Origin of the sequence: Paramicrobacterium fandaimingii (assembly GCF_011751745.2) — a bacterium.
Taxonomy (GTDB): domain Bacteria; phylum Actinomycetota; class Actinomycetes; order Actinomycetales; family Microbacteriaceae; genus Paramicrobacterium; species Paramicrobacterium fandaimingii.
Genome location: NZ_CP061170.1, coordinates 2616000 through 2635330, shown reverse-complemented (window position 1 = coordinate 2635330; position 19331 = coordinate 2616000). Strand labels below are relative to the sequence as shown.

Below are 19331 nucleotides of genomic sequence, written 5' to 3'. Positions count from 1 at the left end.
CAAGATTTTGGGAACATCACGCCGCAGTCCGGGCGAAGAGAAAAGTTCGTTGAGGGAGAGCGCGGTGCCGTAGGACATTGCGGCGGGAGTGGGAACCATGGTGACAGCGTAAAGGCGCAGTCGACGACCCGTCGATGGGGACGCGTCCCCCTTGGGGCCGCGTGGCGACAAGTGCAGGGGGCCTGTCAGCCCAGCACCTCGCGAAAGAACTCGAGCGCATACTGGCGATCGAGCGGCCCACCGCCCTCGTGTCCGTTGTACTGCCACAGTGACATGCGCTTGGCGCCCTGCCACTCGTTGAAGGCACCGTAGACCGTCGACGGCGGGCAGGTCGGGTCCATGAGGCTTGCCGAGAACAGCGTCGGCGCTGTTGCGCGACGGGCGAAGTTGACGCCGTCGAAATACGACAGCACCTCGTGCACGCTCTCCACCTTGTCGCGATGCACAGCGAGGTAGCGCCCGATCTCTTTGTATGGGTCGTTGTCTGTGATGACGGTGGCGCGACGGAAGTCGCAGAGGAACGGCACGTACGGCGCGGCGGCGGCGACGTCGGGAACGAGCCCGGCGACGGCGACGGTGATGCCGCCGCCCTGGCTTCCGCCGGTGATCACCGTGCAAGCGGCATCCGTCATCTCGAGCTCTCGGGCGGTTTCCAGCGCACGCACGCCGTCGGTGATCAGTCGGCGGTAGTAGTACGTTTCACGGCTGTCGATGCCGCGCGTCATCATGCCGGGAATCTGCGGTCCGCTGCCGTCGGGGTCTGTCGTGTCGCCCGTTGACCAGCCCGAGCCCTGCCCTCGGGTGTCCATGAGCAGGTGTGCAAACCCGGCCGACGCCCACATCAGGTTCTCGTGGACGTGCCCACGGCCTCCACCGTAACCGACGTACTCGACGACGGTCGGCAGCGGCGCACGTGCGCCGGAGGGAAGCCGCAGCCACGCCTTCACGGGCTGCCCGGCGAAGCCGGAGAACGTGACGTCGTATGTGTCGATCGTCGTGAGCCCCGTCTCGACACGGGTGAGGGTGGGGGAGGATGCCGCGTCGCGCGCCTGCTGCAGCGTCGTCGTCCAGAACGCATCGAAGTCGCCGGGGTCGGTCTGCGAACTGCGATACAAGGGGAGATCGGCTTCGGGCATGTCAACGAACATCGATGTACGTCTCTTTCTGCGCAGGGGCACACGGGGACGCAGTCCAGAGTACCGGCATCGAGAGCCGTACTGAGACCCGTACTGAGACCCGCGGCCGAGGTGTTTGTCGTTCGATTCGACAAATATCTTGCGAACTGAGTGTCGAAGCGTTTAGACTCATCGACAGCACAGCGTCGAAACGTTTAGACAAACGCGATCTCCCCCCCCGATCATCTCGGCGCTCAGGGCCTTACAAGGAGGTAATTCCGTGAAACGCCAATCGAAGGTGGCAACTGCACTCGCCGCCGTAGCAGTGGGAGCCATGGCGCTCTCAGGCTGCTCGGCCGGAGCAAGCCACGACGAAGACACACTCGTGCTCTGGCACTACGAAAGCGCAGACAGCGCCATGGGCATCGCGTGGGCTGAAGCAATCAAGATCTTCGAAGAAGAGACCGGAGCAACTGTCGAATTCGAAGAGAAGAGCTTCGAGCAGATTCGCTCGACGGCCAGCCAGGTTCTCAACTCAGACGAAGCACCAGACATTCTCGAGTACAACAAGGGAAATGCCACGGCCGGCCTGCTCTCGAGCCAGGGGCTTCTCACCAACATGGATGACGCTGTTGAGAAGTACGGCTGGGCTGACAAGCTCGCGCCGTCACTGCAGACAACGGCGAAGTACAACGAAGACGGAGTTATGGGCTCCGGCAGCTGGTACGGCGTACCCAACTACGGCGAGTACGTCGAGGTGTATTACAACAAGGACATGTTCGCCGATGCCGGGCTCGAGGTTCCCACAACTCTCGACGAGTTCGTTTCTGTGATGCAGTCTTTCGCCGATGACGGCGTCACACCGCTTGCCGAGGCTGCAGCCGAGTACCCGCTCGGGCAGCTCTGGTACCAGCTCGCGCTGACCAAGGCAGACCGCGACTGGGTCGATGCCTACCAGCTGTACACGGACGACGTCGACTTCGGCGGCCCTGAGCTCAGCTACGCCACCGAGACGATCAAGGACTGGACGGACAAGGGATACATCTCGAAGGATTCGACGGGGCTCAAGGCAGAAGATGCCGGAACCGCGTTCATCGCCGGCGACTACCCGATCTTCGTCTCGGGCAGCTGGTGGTACAACCGCTTCAACAACGAGATGGACTCCGACTGGGGCACCTTCCTCTTCCCCGGCGCAGAGATGTCACCGGGCTCGGCAGGAAACATGTGGTCTGTTCCCGAAAAGGCTCAGAACAAAGACCTCGCCTACCAGTTCATCGACATCACGATGCGCCCTGAGATTCAGGCCCTCATCGGCAACAACGGCGGCGTTCCCGTCGCCGCAGATGAGGCAGACATTAACGACGAGAGCAAAGAGCTCATCGCCAACTTCAACACGCTCACCGAGCGCGATGGCATCGCCTTTTACCCCGACTGGCCGACAGCAACGTTCTACGACGAGCTGAACGCCGGCCTGCAGGAGCTGCTGAACGGCACAAAGTCGCCAGCCGACGTGCAGAAGCAGCTGGGCGAGCAGTACCAGTCAGGCGTCGACGACATCGTCGGCTGACTCCAGCGGATGCTGCGGGGCGCCGCCCCGCAGCATCCGGGCCTGGCTGAAAACGCTCGGCATTCACACGTGCACGACCCTTCTTTCCCAAAGGATTTCTCATGGTGACAACGGCTGCGGCTCCCGACGCACGCCCGCGTGAACAGCGCAGGGTGCCCGAAGGGCTGATCCCAGGCGCGACCTCGCGAACCTACTGGTTCTACCTGATTCCCGGGCTGGCGCTGCTTGCCGTGATCATCGTGGTTCCGCTCTTCTGGAACATCTACCTGTCGTTCACCGACTACCGGGGCATCAAGCCGCCGGAGTGGACGGGACTCGACAACTGGATCAAGCTCTTCGGCGATGAGACGTTCTGGACGTCGTTCATCAATTCAATTGCGATGATTCTCGCCATGGTCGTCGTGCCGACGCTGCTCGGCCTGCTTCTCGCGGCAATGCTCTTCGACCTCATCGGGCGCAAGTTCGGCGGAAAGATCGCGAGCTTTCTCCGCGCCACGTACTACCTGCCGCAGATTATGCCGTCGGTGATCGCCGCGATCGTGATCGGCTGGATTCTGAGGCCGGAGAACGGCGCACTCAACAACGTTCTCGGGGCCATCGGCCTCGGCGGGCTGCAGCACAATTGGCTGGGCAGTCCAGACACCGCGCTCATCAGCATCATGGTGATCATGATCTGGGTGCAGCTCGGCTACCCCGTTGTCATCTTCATGGCGGCGCTGCAGCGGGTCGACCCCGAGCTGTACGAAGCAGCCGAACTCGACGGCGCAAATTGGTTTCAGCGGTTCCGCGCCATCACCGCCAGCATCATCCGCCCTGAGATCTTCGTCGTCGTGCTCACCTGCACCATCGCCGCGCTCAAGGTGTTCGGCCCGGTGTACGCGCTCACCGGAGGTGGGCCGGGAACCTCGACGATCGTTCCCGCGTACTACGCATACAGCGAATTCTTCCAGTCGCAGCAGGTGGGCTACGGCGCCACGATCGCGACAGCGCTGACCATTGTGATCGCGATTGTGAGCATCATCTTCATCACCTTCCAGAACCGGCTCGAGCGCAAAGAGGAGCAGGTCTGATGGCCACCGAACTCGTGACGACAAGCAAGCGCGCGCCGATCCGCCGCGCGGGCGGGAAGAATCGCAAGACAGCGAGCGACTGGGTTATTCTCGCCGTCGCCGTTGTGATCGGCTTCTTCATCGCCGTTCCGTTTCTGATCATTCTGATCAATTCGTTCAAATCTCCTGCCGACTACAACACCTCCGGCCCGCTCGCGCTGCCGACGGAGATCTACACAGACGGCCTCGTCGCCTTTTGGGAGCGCGTCAACTTCCCGGAGAAACTGTGGAACAGCATCTACATCTCGGGGCTTGTCGCCGTGTTCGCGGTCGTGATCTCGATGTTCAACGCGTTTGCGCTCGGAATCGGGCGCATCAAGGGGCGCACCTGGATCGTCGTGCTCATTCTGCTGGCGAACATGCTGCCGCAGGAGGTGCTGCTGTACCCGCTGTACTTCATGTTCAAGCAGGTGGGCCTCTACGACAATCAATGGGCCGTCATCATCATCTTCACGGTCATTCAGTCAGCCTTCGGCACGTACCTGCTTGCCTCGGTATACGGAACCTTTCCGAAGGAGCTGCTTGAAGCGGCATCCCTCGACGGCGCAAGCCGCTGGCGCATTCTGTGGAGCGTTGTGTTTCCCATTTCGCGCCCGACGCTCAGCGTTCTGCTGATCTTCTTCTTCATCTGGACGTGGAACGAGTTCTTGATTCCCCTCACGTTCCTCATCAGCAACGCAACTCAGACGGTTCCCGTTGCGATCACCGTGCTGCAGGGTGACCGCCTGATGGACGTGACGACGACGAGCGCCTCGGCACTGCTCGGTCTGATTCCGACCCTCATCTTCTTCCTCATCTTCCAAAGAACCCTCACACGAGGCATCACCGCAGGAGCAGTCAAGTAATGAAGTTCACCGACGGATTCTGGCAGACGCGCCCCGGCGTCACGGCGCTGTATGCCCAGGAGGCGTACGACATCGAGCGCACGGGCGACTCTGTGCGCGTGACCGCTCCGACGCGGGTGATCACGTCGCGCGGTGACACGCTCAACAGGCCGGCGCTTACGGTGACGCTGTCGAGTCCGCTTGCCGGCGTCATCAAGGTGCGCGTCGAGAACCACGTCGGCTCGGGGCACCATCGCGGCTTCGACATGCCGGGGGCGAGAGCTGCTCACCCCGACATTCGCATTGACGACGACGAAGGTGTGCTCACGAGCGGATCGCTCACCGCGCGAGTGACGGCGGGCAGCCCGTGGAACCTCACGTTCGAGTCGAACGGCAACGTGCTCGCGCGAAGCGGCGGCAAATCGATTGGCCGCATGGATCTGCATCAGGATGCCGCCATCGCTGTCGAGCCGGTGGGGGAGGTCGGCGCCTCGGCAGACGGTCGGCCGACGGCATCCCGCTATCTGCTCAGCCAGCTGTCGCTCGGCGTCGGCGAACTCGTCTACGGCCTTGGCGAGAGGTTCGGCCCGCTCGTGAAGAACGGGCAGAGCCTTGACATGTGGAATTCCGACGGTGGAACCTCGAGCGAGCAGTCCTACAAGAACGTTCCCTTCTACCTCACCAACCGCGGGTACGGCGTGCTCGTCAACCACTCGGAGCACGTGTCGTTCGAGGTGGGAAGCGAGACCGTCGAACGGGTGCAGTTCTCTGTGCCGGGCGAGGTGCTCGAATACCTCGTCTTCGACGGCCCGACGCCCGCCGATGTGCTTGAACGCTACACGGCGCTCACCGGTCGCCCCGCCGTTGTGCCCGCGTGGTCGTACGGCCTCTGGCTGTCGACGAGCTTCACGACAGACTACGACGAGAAGACCGTGTCGAGTTTCATCAACGGCATGGTCGAGCGCGACATTCCGCTGAGCGTCTTTCACTTCGACTGCTTCTGGATGCGCGAGTTCAACTGGACGGACTTCGAATGGGACACTCGCGTGTTTCCCGACCCAGACGGCATGCTCGAGCGATTGCACGGCAAAGACCTGCGCGTCAGCGTCTGGATGAACCCGTACATCGCCCAGCGCGGCTCCGCCTTCGACGAGGCCGCGGCCGGGGGCTTTCTCGTGAAGAAGCCAAACGGCGACATCTGGCAGTGGGACATGTGGCAGTCGGGAATGGGGCTCGTCGACTTCACGAACCCTGCCGCCGTCGCCTGGTATCAGGGCAAGATCCGCACGCTGCTCGAGCAGGGTGTCGACGCGATCAAGACAGACTTCGGCGAGCGAATTCCCACCGATGTTGTGTGGCACGACGGAACCGACCCCGCCGCAATGCACAACCTCTATACGCAGCTGTACAACAAGGCGGTCTTCGACGTGCTCGAAGAGCACCGCGGGCAGGGTGAGGCCGTGCTCTTCGCGCGGTCGGCGACAGCGGGCGGCCAGCAGATGCCCGTGCACTGGGGCGGAGACAACTCGTCGAGCTTCGAGTCGATGTCCGAGACCCTGCGCGGTGGTCTGTCGCTCGCCATGAGCGGCTTCGGCTACTGGAGCCACGACATCGGCGGGTTCGAGGGAATGCCCGAGACGTCCGTGTTCAAGCGGTGGGTGGCGTTCGGGCTGCTGTCGAGCCACTCGCGGCTGCATGGCTCGACGAGCTACCGGGTGCCGTGGCTGTTCGACGACGGAACGGAAGAGCCGGGGCAGAGCGCCGTCGATGTGACGCGCACGTTCGCACAGCTCAAGAACACGCTCATGCCGTACCTGCTTCAGGTGGGCAGCGAGGCAAACGAGAAGGGGCTTCCCTTCATGCGGCCGATGCAGCTGGTCTTCCCAGACGATCCGGCAGTCGCTTACCTTGATCGCCAGTACATGATCGGCTCGCAGCTGCTTGTCGCTCCGGTGTTCAGCGCGGCGGGGCACGTGCAGTACTACCTGCCGACGGGGCGCTGGACGAACTTCTTCACGAACGAGACAGTCGACGGCGGCAGCTGGCGCACCGAGACACACGGCTTTGACAGCATCCCGCTGTGGGTTCGCGAGGGTTCGGTCATTGCGCTCGGTGCCCGAACCGACCGCCCGGACTACGACTACCTCGACGGTCTGACGCTCGCCGTCTACCCGTCGCGGGAGCCGGAGCACCGCGACATCGTCGTGACGTCACCCGAGGGAGCGAGTGCGACGTTCCACGCGCGTTGGGATGGCGCGGACGTGAGCGTCGAAAGTGATGTCGAAACCTCGTGGACGTGGCGCGAGGCGGGCAAGAACTGATCCCGGCCTGCTCTAAACTCCGAGCAGGCATCGGCAGAAGTGCGGTCGTGGCAGAAATGCAGTATCGGCAGAAGTGCAGTGGAGGGGGAGGGGCATGGCGAACATTCATGACGTCGCGAAGGCGGCCGGAGTGTCGATCAGCACGGTCTCGTACGCGCTGAGCGGCAAGCGGTCGATCGGCGAAGAGACGCGCAATCGCATATCTGCCGCCGTGAGCGACCTCGGGTACCGGCCCAACGCCGGCGCACGAATGCTCGCGAGCACGAAAGCCCACATTCTGGCGCTCAGTGCTCCCCTCCGCTCCGACACCTACGCCCCAGCGCACATGGCGTTCGTTCTCGCTGTCGTGCAGGCCGCGCGCGGGCACGACTACGACGTGCTTCTGCTGACAGAAGACGAGGCGACGGGCGGGCTTGATCGCGTCGCAGCGAGCAACCTCGTCGACGGCGTCATCGTTCTCGATGTGGCGGCCAAAGACGAGCGCATCGACGTGCTTCGCAGCATCCAAACACCCTCGGTGCTGATCGGAGTTCCCGACGATACGGACGGACTGGTCTGCGTAGATCTCGACTTTCGCGCCTCGGCGAAGCTTGCCGTCGACACGCTGACGGCGGCGGGGCACACCTCGATCGGCCTGCTGGGGCAGCCGGAAGAGATCTACGCGCGAGGCTCCAATTTTCCTCTGCGATTTCGCGCCGGATTCGACGATGCGGTTGCGGCGGCCGGTGTCTCGAGCGCCTTCGCGATGCCCGGGCCGAAAGAGGCGAAGGGGGCGCTTGACGAGCTGTTCGAGGCGCTTCCCGAGATGACCGGACTCGTGCTCAACTGCGAAGAGCCCATTCAGGAGCGCGCGCTCGACATTCTTCGGGAGCAGGGGCTCTCGATTCCCGACGACATGGCCGTCATCTCTGCATGCTCGAGTTTCGACACGTCACGACTCTCGCCGGCGCTCGATGTGATTCCGCTTGTCGCCGCCGACAGCTGCGTTCGCGCGGTCGAGCTCGCTGTCGCTCAGCTCGTGGGCGAGATCACGCCGGGCGTTGAGCTTATCGAACCGCGGTACGTCGACTACGGCTCTGTCAGCCCGGTGCGCTGAATGACACGGCTAAGGTTTTCATGTGGCAGTGCGCGGAAATAACCTAGACACCGTCCGTCGGCACAATCTCTCGACGGTTGTCGGTCTCGTGCATCGCAGCGGGGGCCTCTCGCGCTCGCGCCTCACCGCCCTCACCGGGCTCAACCGATCGACGGTCGCCGCGCTTGTCGCCGAACTCGTCGACCTCGGTCTCGCCTGTGAAGAGCTTCCCGAGGGCAATCGCACGGTCGGAAGGCCGTCTCCACTCGTTCGGCCGCACAGGGATGCTGTCGCCTTCGCCGTGAACCCCGAAGTCGACGCCATCACGGTCGGCGTCGTCGGGCTCGATGCCGTTGTGCGCTCCCAGGTGCGTCGCGAGGTCGACACGCCTCCGACCGCGGAGGAGGCGGCGCGCATCACGGCAGGACTCGTCTTCGAAATGCGCAGCGAGCTGCCCGAGAGCGCCGTGATTCTCGGACTCGGCGTCGCTGTTCCCGGGCTGGTGCGCAGCGCCGATGGCGTTGTGCGCCTTGCGCCTCACCTGGGATGGGAGAACGTGGCGTTTGCGGCAATGCTCGCAGACGCGACGAACCTGCCGTGCTGGGTCGGCAACGATGCGAGCCTCGGTGCCGTTGCCGAGCGCATTTTCGGCGCGGGCGACGGGGTGTCCGATCTCGTCTACCTCAACGGGGGAGCGAGCGGCATCGGCGGCGGCATGATCGTCGGAGGCGAACTTCTCGGCGGCATCGGCGGCTTTGCCGGAGAATTCGGCCACACGCGCGTCGCGGGCGCCGCCGTTCCCGCCGCAACGCTCGAAGACGAAGTGAATCGCGCTCGACTGGGTGACGCACTGAATATCTCGGGGGCCGATTCCGAGCAGCTGGAGCAGGCGATCCTCACCGCCCTCGACGACGATGCCGTCGCCGAGATCGACAGGCAGGTCGATATGCTCTCGACGGCACTGCGCAACATCATCAACATTCTGAACCCCGCGCTCGTCGTGCTCGGCGGATTTCTCGGGTCCCTCTACGAGGCGCGCACCGACCAGATGACCCGCCTTGTCGGACTGCAGACGTTGGGGCCGGCATTCGACGACGTCGCCATCACCCGAGCGGCGCTCGGCGACCAGATTCTGCTGATCGGCGCGGCGGAGCTTGTCTTTGACACGGTGCTTGACGATCCGGCGAAACTTGCGAACGGTACCGCGCAGCATCCCGTAGAGTAGACAGTCTCGAATCGATTCGACCGCTCGGATTCTGGCGTCCAGGCCGTCGCATCCGCGCATTTCTCTGTTCGCAACTCGCTCATTCAAGGACTCGTTTGACTACTGTCGTGCACCCCGGTGACTCACTCTCGGGCCGCCAGCGCCTCGTTTACATTCTTATTCTGGGAGGGCTTGCCGCCCTCGGTCCGTTCACGATTGACCTGTACCTGCCGGCGTTTCCCGCTCTCACAGAAGACTTCGGGGTGTCAGACGCGGCAATTCAGCTCACGCTGACGGGAACGACAATCGGGTTCGGCTGCGGAATGCTCTTCATGGGCCCCTGGAGCGACAAGGTCGGTCGGCGCCTTCCCCTGATCATCGCCACGGCCGTGCACGTTGCCTCAAGCGTTGCCGCCTCTGTCGCGCCCGACGTGCTGATGCTGGGCATCTTCCGTGTGACGCAGGGGGCGGGGGCCGCAGCGGGCGGGGTCGTCGCCATGGCGATGGTGCGCGACCTGTTCGGTGGCAAGCCCCTTGTGAGGATGCTGGCGCGCCTCGCGCTCGTGCAGGGCATCGCGCCGGTGCTCGCACCCGTGCTGGGGTCGCAGCTTCTGCTGTGGCTGCCGTGGCGGGGGCTGTTCTGGTTTCTTGCCCTCTACGGCCTCGTGATCGTCCTCTGCGTCAGCCTCTTCATTGTCGAGACGCTGCCCAAGGAACGCCGCACAGGCGCGGGGCACAGCACGATCGGCGAGCGCTACAAGAACATCTTCGGCGATCGCATCTTCATCGGCGTGGCACTGGTCGGGGCGATGAACTTCTCGGGGCTGTTCTCGTATTTGTCGAGCTCATCGTTTCTCTTTCAAGAGCTCTATGCAATGGATGCACAGCAGTACGGACTGCTCTTCGGCGCGAACTCCGTCGGCGTCGTAATCGGCGTGCAGATTGCGGCGCGGATGATGCGCTGGTGGGGACCGCAGTGGGTGCTAGTGGTGACGACTGCCGTGCAGGTGATCGCGGCAGTGTCGATGTATGCGCTGTCGTTCACCGATGCGGGCCTGATCGGCGTTCTCATTCCACTGTTCTTCTTCATCATGGCGTGCGGGTTCACGTTCCCCACCATTCAGGTGCTTGGCCTTGTGAACCACGGCAACGAGGCGGGAACGGCAGCGTCGCTGCTTGGCGCGATGAACTTCGGGGTCGCCGGCATCCTCTCCCCGATCGTCGGGCTGCTTGGAGTGAGCACAGCGAACATGTCGGGCGTGATGATCGCGACATCCGTCGTCGCGACGGCATCCGTGTGGTTCATCGTGCGGCCTCGCACGGTGCCGCCGCTTGGTGATTGAGCGGTCGCGCACAGCACGACACCCCCGCCGCGAGGCTGGCGAGGGCGTCGTGTCGAACGCGACGTGTCAGGCGTCGCGACGCTTGGTGAGGACCGCTCCGACGACGAGCCCGATGACGATCCACGCTCCGAAGACGATCAGCATCCAGGGCTGGTCGAGCGCCAGCAGTCCATCGCCGTCGATTCCGGGCTCCGGCGCTGGGGCAGAGCCTTCGCCCGTGTAGGCGAAGAGTGCACTGCCCACCGAACCGGGAAGAATCGTCGCGATGTTCGCTGCCCACGCGGCGCCGGTGAAGCTGTAGACGATGTTGATGCCAACGGGCAACACGAACATCAGGCTGACCGCTGTGGCGATGCCGCCCGCCGAGTTGCGAAGGATCGCCCCGAGCGAGAACGACAGCAGCGCGATCAGCGCGAGGTAGGCCGCGGCGCCGATGAGCGGAACGGTCACTGACGGGTCGCCCAGGTCGGGCACCACACCATTGGCGGCGAAGATGGGAAGTGACGTGGCTAGCGCGGCAGCGATGGAGATGAGTCCGACGACGAACGTCACAACGGTGAGAACGACGGCTTTCGCCGTGTAGGCGCTCAACCGACCGGGCGCTGCCGTGTACGTTGTGCGGATCATGCCTGTCGTGTACTCACCACTGATCACGAGCACACCAAGCACGGCGGCGATGAGCCCCGTGAAATTGCCCCCGACGGTGAGGTACTGAACGGCCATCGCGTTCTGTGCCGCCTGCGGGAGCTCATCATTGCCGAGGTTCGACGATAGCGCCATCAGCGTGCCGAAGCCAGCGGTGGCGAGAATGATCAGAACGTAGCACCACACCGTGGAGCGCAGGCTGCGCAGCTTGATCCACTCGGAGCGGAGCAGGCCGACGAACGACAGGCGGATGCCGTCGAGCGGGCTGGGTGCGAGAGCGGTGGCGGTCATCGGACGTCCTCCGTGCGGTACTCGACCGCGTCGTTTGTGAGTTCAAGGTAAGCGTCTTCGAGCGAGGCGTTGACCGGGCTGAGCTCGTGCAGCACGATTCCGGCGGATGCCGCAGACTCGCCGATCTGGCGGGCGTCGAGTCCCGTCACTTCGAGAAGACCGTTCTCCCGCGACGTCACCGAGACGTCGGGGCCGGCGACAACGCGTGCCAACTCGGCGGGCTGAGGTGTGCGAACGTGCACGAGGTTGCCCGTCGATGCGGCGATGATGTCGGTCATGGGGGCGTCGGCGATGATCTTGCCTTTGCCGAGCACGATCACGTGATCGGCGGTCTGGGCCATCTCGCTCATGAGGTGCGATGAGAGAAAGACGGTGCGCCCCTCATTGGCGAGCTGGCGCGTCAAGCGACGCACCCACAGAACGCCCTCGGGATCGAGACCGTTCACCGGCTCGTCGAGAACCAGCGTGTGTGGGTCGCCGAGCATTGCCGCCGCGATGCCGAGGCGCTGTCCCATGCCGAGAGAGAAACCGCCGACGCGTTTTTTGGCGACGGAGGCGAGACCTGTCATCTCGATCACCTCGTGCACGCGCTTCTTCGGAATGCCGTGGGTGGCGGCGAGAGCCAGCAGGTGGTTCTGCGCCGAGCGCCCGGTGTGCACGGCCTTCGCCTCGAGGAGGGCGCCGACCTCGTGCAGGGGAGCGCTGTTGTTCTGGTAGCGGCGGCCGCCGATCGTCACCGATCCGGTCGTGGGCCTGTCGAGCCCGACCATCATGCGCATGGTTGTCGACTTGCCGGCGCCGTTCGGCCCGAGAAAGCCCGTGACCATTCCGGGGCGGATTGTCGCGCTGATGTCATCGACGGCGAGTTTGGAGCCGTATCGCTTGCTCAGGTGCTGGATTTCGATCATGGTTCAACGGTAGACACCCGGCCGCCGCTGTTGCGTCCACCTCAGGCATGACGCTGTCGTCGACAGGATGACATTTCGCCGCCCCTGAGTCGGACGCCCCGAGGGCGCCCGGATGCTGAGGGGCGATCAGATGCGGGGCGGTCAGCGACCGTCGGGCGGTGGCGCCGTTGTCGCCCTCTGGATCAGTGACGTGGCGAGGCGAATGTGTGCGGCATCCGTCGTCTCGCCGTTCATCAACGAGAGCAGCAGCGTCACCGCCTCGCTGCCGAGGCGCTGCATTGACTGGCGAACCGTCGTGAGCGGCGTGCTGATCTGCGACGCTTCGGGAATGTCGTCGAAGCCGACGACCGAAAGGTCGCGGGGAACGCTGAGGCCCATGCTCGCTGCCAGCTTGAGAACGGCGATCGCCGAGATGTCGTTTGCCGCGAAGATCGCCGTTGGCGGATTCGGGTTCGCCAGAAGCGTTGTTGTGTGTTCCCTCGCTTCGCCGGGTTCGTAACGCCCGACGCGCACGAGTTCTGGCGTGAACGGAATGTCTGCCTCGCGCAGCGCCTGTCTGTAGCCTGCCTCGCGCAGTATCGACGAGCGCAGGTCGGGTCGCCCGGCGACGAAGCCGATGCGTCGGTGCCCGAGCTCGATCAGGTGACGTGTCGCCTGCAGCGCGCCGCCGAAGCTGTCTGACTCGACAGTGGGCAGGTCGGCGCGGCCGGTGTGCGGGTCGACAGCGACGATCGGAATGTCGGTCGACGCGCTGAGCACCGTCGGCGTGACCATGATCGCGCCATCGATGAGAGTTCCGCTGAGCCTGCTCAGCGATCGGCGTTCCCAGCCTTCGCTCTCACGCTGCCTCGTGCCGCTGTACGCCAGAAGATCAAGCTCCGAGTCGTGCAGGGCGGCACCGACTCCCTTGAGAATCTCGGCGCTGAACGGCTCGAAGTCGGCGACGAGCACGCCGACGACTCCGGTGCGGCGAGAACGCATGCTGCTGGCGACAAGACTCGACTCGTAGCCGAGCCGTTCGACCACCTCCATGACGCGCTTGATCGTCGCCGGAGCAATGCCGTAACGGCCGTTGACCGCTTTCGATACGGTGGCGACGGACACACCGGCTTCCGCTGCCACATCGTGAATCGTCGCGCGTCCTGTCATGGGCAGACAGTAGCACGGAAAAGGATTTCGAAAACGTTTGACAACGTTCTGAGGTCTTGTCAGTATCGGTCTACTCGCATCGTGTGAGCACAGCAGCGAAAACACGATTCGTGTGGCGACAGCACCCCAACGCTGGCGCAGCACCGCGTCCTCCCTTCCCATGAGGGACGTCGCTCAATGAAGAGAAAAGGTGAGACATGAAGACCAAGCGATGGCTCGCCGCGTCCGCGTCACTCGCGGCAGGTGCACTCCTGCTCAGCGGCTGCAGTGGAACCGGCGCAACAGACGATGGCAGCACAGAGATGACTCTGTGGCACAACTCCACGACCGGAGCGGGAAAGCAGTTTTGGGTCGACACTGCCGCGGCATTCGAAAAAGACCACGACAACGTCACGATCAAGATCCAGGCGCTTCAGAACGAAGATCTCGACGGCAAGCTCCAAACAGCGCTCAACTCGGGCAATGCACCCGACATCTTCCTGCAGCGTGGCGGCGGAAAGATGGCGGCGATGGTCGAAGCAGGCCAGCTGATGGACATCACGGGCGAGCTCTCCGACACCGCTCAGAACGAGATCGCAGACGCCGCGTATTCGGCCGAGACTCTCGACGGCAAGATCTATGCAATGCCGGTAGCGGTTCTGCCCGGAGGCATGTTCTATAGCCAAGACCTCTTTGAGGATGCGGGAATCACCGAGACGCCCAAGACCGTTGACGATCTTGTCGGCGCCGTGGAGAAGCTCAAAGATACAGGCGTCGCACCCATCGCGCTCGGGGCGAAAGACGCGTGGCCCGCGGCACACTGGTACTACTTCTTCGCACTGCGCGAGTGCTCGTCAGACACCATGTCGCAGGCGGCAGACGACATGGACTTCAGCGACGGATGCTGGCTGAAGGCAGCCCAGGACCTCGAAGACTTCGCGTCGAACGAGCCTTTCAACGAGGGCTTCCTCACGACATCCGCCCAGCAGGGCGCCGGCAGCTCGGCCGGTCTCGTTGCAAACCACAAGGCGGCAATGGAGCTCATGGGTGCGTGGGATCCGGGCGTGATCGGATCGCTCACTCCAGACGAGAAGCCTCTTCCTGACCTGGCATGGTTCCCGTTCCCAGAGCTCTCGGGTGGCAATGGCGAATCCGGCGCAATGATGGGCGGCGTCGACGGATACTCCTGCTCGGCAGATGCACCACCAGAGTGCGTTGAGTTTCTGAACTACCTGGCAACATCCGATGTTCAGGAGAACTACTACAAGGCATTCAACGCGCCCCCGGTGAACACCGTTGCGCAGGAGGCAGTGACCGAGCCCTACCTGAAGCAGATCCTCGAGGCCTACAACGAAGCACCGTTCGTCTCGCAGTGGCTCGACACGGTATACGGGCTCAACGTCGGAAACGCGCTGAACGTCGCCGTCGTCGATCTGCTGGCAGGCAATGGCACGCCAGAAGGCATCATCGATGCTGTGACCGCCGCCGCGAAGAAGGGCTAAGGCGCAGACATAATGACCATTCGAACGCACTCACCGTCACGACGACGCGTGAACGCAATCGATGAGTCGACGGGGGCCGGCGCGATTGTGCCGGCCCCCGCACGGCGCCGCTCGAAAGGGCAGAGCTGGAGGACTCGGCTCGAGATCACCGTTCTCGTCGGCCCTGCCCTCGTCATGTTCCTCTCCTTCGTGATCTTCCCCGTCGTGATGGCGGCCTATTATGGCTTCTTCCGGTGGAAGGGCTATGGCCCGCCAACCGACTTCGTCGGGCTGCAGAACTACCTCACGATCTTTCAGGACACTGCATTTCTGGAGGCGCTGAGCCACAACGGCATCATCGTCGTGCTCTCGCTTGTTCTGCAGGGGCCCGCCGCAATTCTGCTGGCGCTGCTGCTCAATCGCCGCATGCGGGGGCAGTCGGTCATTCGCGTGCTCATCTTCATTCCCTACGTGATCTCTGAGGTCGTCGTGGGAACCGGGTGGGGCCTGATGCTGCAGTCTGCAGGCGCGCTGAACGGCATGCTCGAGAAGATCGGCCTCGGCGCGTTGGCGCAAGACTGGCTCTCTGACCCGGCGATCGCCATGTGGACGCTGATGCTAATTATCACGTGGAAGTACATCGGCTTCGCCGTCATCATCTTCCTTGCCGGACTCCAGGGAATCCCAGACGAGCTCACCGAGGCCGCTCAGATCGACGGCGCCTCCTTCTGGCAGATTCAACGCCGCATTACGCTGCCGCTGCTCGGGCCGACGCTGCGCATCTGGGCATTCCTGTCGATCATCGGATCGCTGCAGCTCTTTGACCTTGTCTACATCGTGTGGGGCCAGTACATCGCGTCGACGGCTGGAACATCGACGATGGCGACGTACATGGTTGCGAGCGGCCGAAACTCGGGCAACTACGGCTTCGGCAACGCCGTTGCCGTCGTCATGTTCATCATTTCGCTTGTGATCGCCCTGCTGTACCAGCGCTACGTCATGAGACGCGACACCGAGGGCGCGATCACGGAAGGAGAGAAGTGATGGCAACGACAACGACAACGCTTCGCCCCGCTCTATCTCCCCGCCGTTCAGGCGAGAAGCTCCGCTGGGGAAACCCGGTCGTCTATTTCATCGCGCTCATCGTCATTGCGCTGATGCTCGCTCCGATCGCCTACATCATTCTGGGCGGCTTCCGCACAAACGCGCAGATCACGACAGACCCGTCCGGGTTCCCCGCACCGTGGGAGATCGGCAATTACCTTGACGTGCTGTTTGGCTCGGTGTTCTGGAGCCAGGTGCTCAACTCGACGATTGCCGCTGTCGCGACGACGCTCGGCGCCGTTGTGCTCGGTGTGATGGCGAGCTACGTCATCGCCCGCTACCCGTTCCGCGGTCGCGGCATCCTGTACTCGCTCTTCGCCGCCGGCCTGATGTTTCCCATCACCGTCGCGATCACACCGCTGTACATCGTGATCAAGAACCTCGGGCTGATGAACTCGCTCGTCGGAGTGATTCTTCCGCAGATCGCCTTCGCCCTGCCCGTGACGATCATCATTCTCGTTCCCTTTCTCCGGGCAATTCCGAAGGAGCTCGAGGAAGCGGCATTCATCGACGGATGCTCGCGAATCGGGTTCTTCTGGCGCATGGTCGTTCCGCTGGCGACACCGGGAGTCATCACGACAGGCATCCTCGCCTTCATCGGCAGCTGGAACGGCTACATCCTTCCGCTGTTCATCTTGAATGATCAGGCGACATTCACGTTGCCGCTTGGGGTGCAGGCGTTCGCCTCGCAGTATGCCGTCGACACGGCGAAGGTGCTTGCCTTCACATCGCTGTCGATGATTCCTGCGCTGGTGTTCTTCAGCCTGTTCGAACGGCGCATCGTTGGCGGCCTCACCGGTGCCGTCAAGGGGTAGACAGCGCTGTCACGGGCGAGCCCGCGCGCACTGACGATACCGACAATATTGACGTTGCTGACGTTTACGCATCACAGCAGAGAAGAGAAGAAGAAACATGGTTCACTCCGGGATGCCGGAGCTGTCGGCCCGTGTGCGTGCACTGCATGCTCGGATGACGCTCGAAGAGAAGCTTGCTCAGCTCGTAGGGTTCTGGGTTGACCAGGGCGGCGAGGTTGTGGCACCGATGGCCGATGAGATGGCGACGTCGGGCAAGTATGAAGAGGCGACCAAGCACGGCATCGGGCACCTCACGCGGGTGTATGGCACGAGACCGGTGGATGCCGGGGAGCGCGCGGCGTGGCTTGCCGGTGAGCAGAAGCGTCTGCAGACGCAGACCCGCCTCGGCATTCCAGCCCTCGTGCACGAGGAATGCCTCACGGGGCTTGCCGCATGGAAGGCAGCGACGTTCCCGACGCCGCTCGCGTGGGGTGCCGCCTTCGATGAGCAGCTCGTCGAGGAGATGGGGCACCGCATCGGCGAATCGATGCGCGCTCTCGGCATCCACCAGGGTCTCGCTCCCGTTCTCGATGTTGTGCGTGACCCGCGCTGGGGCCGCGTCGACGAGTGCATCTCCGAAGACCCCTATGTTGTTGGAATGCTCGGCACGGCATACGTTCGCGGACTGCAGGCCGAGGGCATCCACGCGACGCTCAAGCACTTCGTCGGGTACTCGGCATCCCAGTCGGGCAGAAACCACGCCCCCGTGCACGCCGGGCCCCGCGAGATCGCCGATGTGCTGCTTCCCCCGTTTGAGATGGCCGTGCGCGACGGCGGCGTTCGCTCGGTGATGAACTCGTATGCCGAGATCGACGGCGTTCCCGTCGCCTCGGACCCTGCCCTCTTCGAGGATCTGCTGCGCGGGCAGTGGGGCTTTGACGGTGTCGTCGTCTCTGACTACTTCGCCGTGGCGTTCCTTCACCTGATGCATGGAATCGCCGGGGGAAAGGGGCAGGCAGCCGAGCTTGCGCTGACAGCGGGCATCGACGTCGAGCTTCCCACAGGCGACGCGTACCTCGAGCCGCTCGCCGAGCGGATTCGGACGGGCGTCACGGACGATTCGATCGTCGACCGTGCCGTTCTGCGCGTCCTCGCGCAGAAGGAAGAGCTCGGCCTGCTTGACGACGACTTCTCGTTCACCCCGGAACCCGTCGATCTCGATTCTCCCGCGCACCGCGACGTCGCACGCCGACTCGCCGAAGGCTCCATCGTTCTGCTCACCAACGACGGAACGCTGCCGCTGGCACAGACCGAGGGTCGACGCGTCGCTCTCATCGGGCCGAACGCCGACTCCTCTGAAGCGCTCATGGGCTGCTACTCGTTCGCGAATCACGTGCTGGCCCACCACCCTGGGGTGCCGATCGGCTTCGAGATTCTGACGGTCGCCGACGCGATCACCGACGAGCTGACGGGAGCCGACATCACTCTCGTTCACGGAAGCGATGTCACAGGAACGGACAGCTCGGCGATCGACGAGGCCGTCGCTGCGGCACTCGACTCCGACGTCGCGATCATCGTTGCGGGCGACCGCGCCGGGCTGTTCGGCCGCGGCACGGTCGGCGAAGGCAACGACACCGAGAGCCTCGAGCTTCCGGGTGTGCAGCGTGAGCTCGTTGAGCGGGTCGTCGCCACCGGAACTCCCGTTGTGCTCGTGCTGCTGACCGGCAGACCCTACGCCATCGACTGGGCGATCACGGGACCCTCGCGACCGGTTGCCGTCGTTCAGGCGTTCTTCCCCGGCGAAGAGGGCGGCGCTGCGATCGCCGGTGTGCTGTCTGGGCGTGTGAACCCCTCGGGCCGTCTGCCGGTGTCGCTTCCCCGTTCGGCCGGAGCGCAGCCATACAGCTACCTGCACCCGACGCTCGGGGGAACGACAGACATCACCTCCGCGGCGAGCGACCCCGTGCTGCCCTTCGGCCACGGACTCTCGTATGCGTCGTTCGAGCACACGGCGCTCGCCGTCGACGACATGGTTGTCTCCACAGATGCCACGTTCTCTGCCCGCGTCACTGTGCGCAACACAGGCGAACGGCGCGGTGCCGACGTCGTGCAGCTGTATGCACACGATGAGCACGCAAGTGTGACGCGCCCCGTGGCGCAGCTCGTCGGCTACGCCCGGGTCGAGCTCGACGCAGGCGAGACCGCCGAGGTCTCATTTCAGGTGCCGCCGACCCGTCTCGCGTTCTCAGACAGGGCGCTGCGCAAGGTCGTCGAACCGGGGCGCATTCAGCTGTGGGTCGGATCGTCGTGCGCCGAGCGTGAGACAGAGACGAGCATCGAGCTCACGGGCGAGATCTACGAGACCACAGGCGAAGACGCGCGCGTCGTGCGCACTGAGGTGACGAGCGTCGTCGCCGTGTAG

15 protein-coding genes are annotated in these 19331 nt (G+C 63.8%); 11 read left to right on the top strand and 4 right to left on the bottom strand.

The genetic code is table 11. The features are described 5' to 3' along the window. Nucleotides 1-185: 185 nt before the first annotated feature. Entirely contained in the window at nucleotides 186-1148 is a 963-nt protein-coding gene (locus tag HCR84_RS12710) for an acetylxylan esterase (protein WP_166980474.1), read from the bottom strand. Between the two features lie 301 nt (nucleotides 1149-1449). Between HCR84_RS12710 and HCR84_RS12705 the strand changes: the two genes are divergently transcribed. The 7 genes from HCR84_RS12705 to HCR84_RS12675 all read left to right on the top strand — a co-directional run bounded on the left by HCR84_RS12705 (nucleotide 1450) and on the right by HCR84_RS12675 (nucleotide 10558). Then, a complete protein-coding gene (locus HCR84_RS12705; RefSeq protein ID WP_166981941.1) occupies nucleotides 1450-2682 on the top strand; it encodes an ABC transporter substrate-binding protein in 1233 nt (410 codons plus the stop codon). A 101-nt stretch (nucleotides 2683-2783) separates the two neighbouring features. After that, nucleotides 2784-3752, top strand: a complete 969-nt coding sequence (locus HCR84_RS12700; RefSeq protein ID WP_166980476.1) for a carbohydrate ABC transporter permease — start codon at nucleotides 2784-2786, stop codon at nucleotides 3750-3752. After that, nucleotides 3752-4636, top strand: a complete 885-nt coding sequence (locus HCR84_RS12695) for a carbohydrate ABC transporter permease (protein WP_166980478.1) — start codon at nucleotides 3752-3754, stop codon at nucleotides 4634-4636. The genes HCR84_RS12700 and HCR84_RS12695 overlap by 1 nt, the downstream gene beginning before the upstream one ends. After that, nucleotides 4636-6936: an alpha-xylosidase gene (gene yicI, locus HCR84_RS12690; protein ID WP_166980480.1), complete on the top strand. Its 2301-nt coding sequence runs from the start codon at nucleotides 4636-4638 to the stop codon at nucleotides 6934-6936. The genes HCR84_RS12695 and yicI overlap by 1 nt, the downstream gene beginning before the upstream one ends. Nucleotides 6937-7030: 94 nt before the next feature. After that, nucleotides 7031-8032 carry a LacI family DNA-binding transcriptional regulator gene (locus tag HCR84_RS12685; RefSeq protein WP_166980482.1) on the top strand — a complete coding sequence of 334 codons (1002 nt, stop codon included), beginning with the start codon at nucleotides 7031-7033 and terminating at the stop codon, nucleotides 8030-8032. Nucleotides 8033-8054: 22 nt separating this feature from the next. Further along, nucleotides 8055-9236, top strand: coding sequence for an ROK family protein (locus tag HCR84_RS12680; RefSeq protein ID WP_166980484.1), 1182 nt, complete (start codon nucleotides 8055-8057; stop codon nucleotides 9234-9236). Nucleotides 9237-9331: 95 nt separating this feature from the next. Beyond that, nucleotides 9332-10558, top strand: coding sequence for a multidrug effflux MFS transporter (locus tag HCR84_RS12675; protein ID WP_166980486.1), 1227 nt, complete (start codon nucleotides 9332-9334; stop codon nucleotides 10556-10558). Nucleotides 10559-10624: 66 nt separating this feature from the next. Here the strand turns inward: HCR84_RS12675 and HCR84_RS12670 are convergent, their stop codons facing one another. From HCR84_RS12670 to HCR84_RS12660, 3 genes are all read right to left on the bottom strand, one after another. Further along, nucleotides 10625-11494, bottom strand: coding sequence for an ABC transporter permease subunit (locus tag HCR84_RS12670; protein WP_166980488.1), 870 nt, complete (start codon nucleotides 11492-11494; stop codon nucleotides 10625-10627). Continuing rightward, nucleotides 11491-12402 (bottom strand): ABC transporter ATP-binding protein, encoded by a 912-nt coding sequence (locus HCR84_RS12665; RefSeq protein ID WP_166980490.1) that lies wholly within the window; start codon nucleotides 12400-12402, stop codon nucleotides 11491-11493. The genes HCR84_RS12670 and HCR84_RS12665 overlap by 4 nt, the downstream gene beginning before the upstream one ends. Nucleotides 12403-12543: 141 nt before the next feature. Next, entirely contained in the window at nucleotides 12544-13551 is a 1008-nt protein-coding gene (locus tag HCR84_RS12660; protein WP_166980492.1) for a LacI family DNA-binding transcriptional regulator, read from the bottom strand. A gap of 197 nt (nucleotides 13552-13748) precedes the next feature. Between HCR84_RS12660 and HCR84_RS12655 the strand changes: the two genes are divergently transcribed. The 4 genes from HCR84_RS12655 to HCR84_RS12640 all read left to right on the top strand — a co-directional run bounded on the left by HCR84_RS12655 (nucleotide 13749) and on the right by HCR84_RS12640 (nucleotide 19331). Next, the gene (locus HCR84_RS12655) at nucleotides 13749-15032 is read left to right on the top strand and encodes an ABC transporter substrate-binding protein (RefSeq protein ID WP_166980494.1); all 1284 of its coding nucleotides are present in this window, start codon (nucleotides 13749-13751) and stop codon (nucleotides 15030-15032) included. Nucleotides 15033-15044: 12 nt separating this feature from the next. Then, nucleotides 15045-16055 carry a carbohydrate ABC transporter permease gene (locus HCR84_RS12650; protein ID WP_166980496.1) on the top strand — a complete coding sequence of 337 codons (1011 nt, stop codon included), beginning with the start codon at nucleotides 15045-15047 and terminating at the stop codon, nucleotides 16053-16055. After that, nucleotides 16055-16930: a carbohydrate ABC transporter permease gene (locus HCR84_RS12645; RefSeq protein WP_166980498.1), complete on the top strand. Its 876-nt coding sequence runs from the start codon at nucleotides 16055-16057 to the stop codon at nucleotides 16928-16930. The genes HCR84_RS12650 and HCR84_RS12645 overlap by 1 nt, the downstream gene beginning before the upstream one ends. A gap of 97 nt (nucleotides 16931-17027) precedes the next feature. After that, entirely contained in the window at nucleotides 17028-19331 is a 2304-nt protein-coding gene (locus HCR84_RS12640; protein WP_166980500.1) for a beta-xylosidase/alpha-l-arabinosidase, read from the top strand.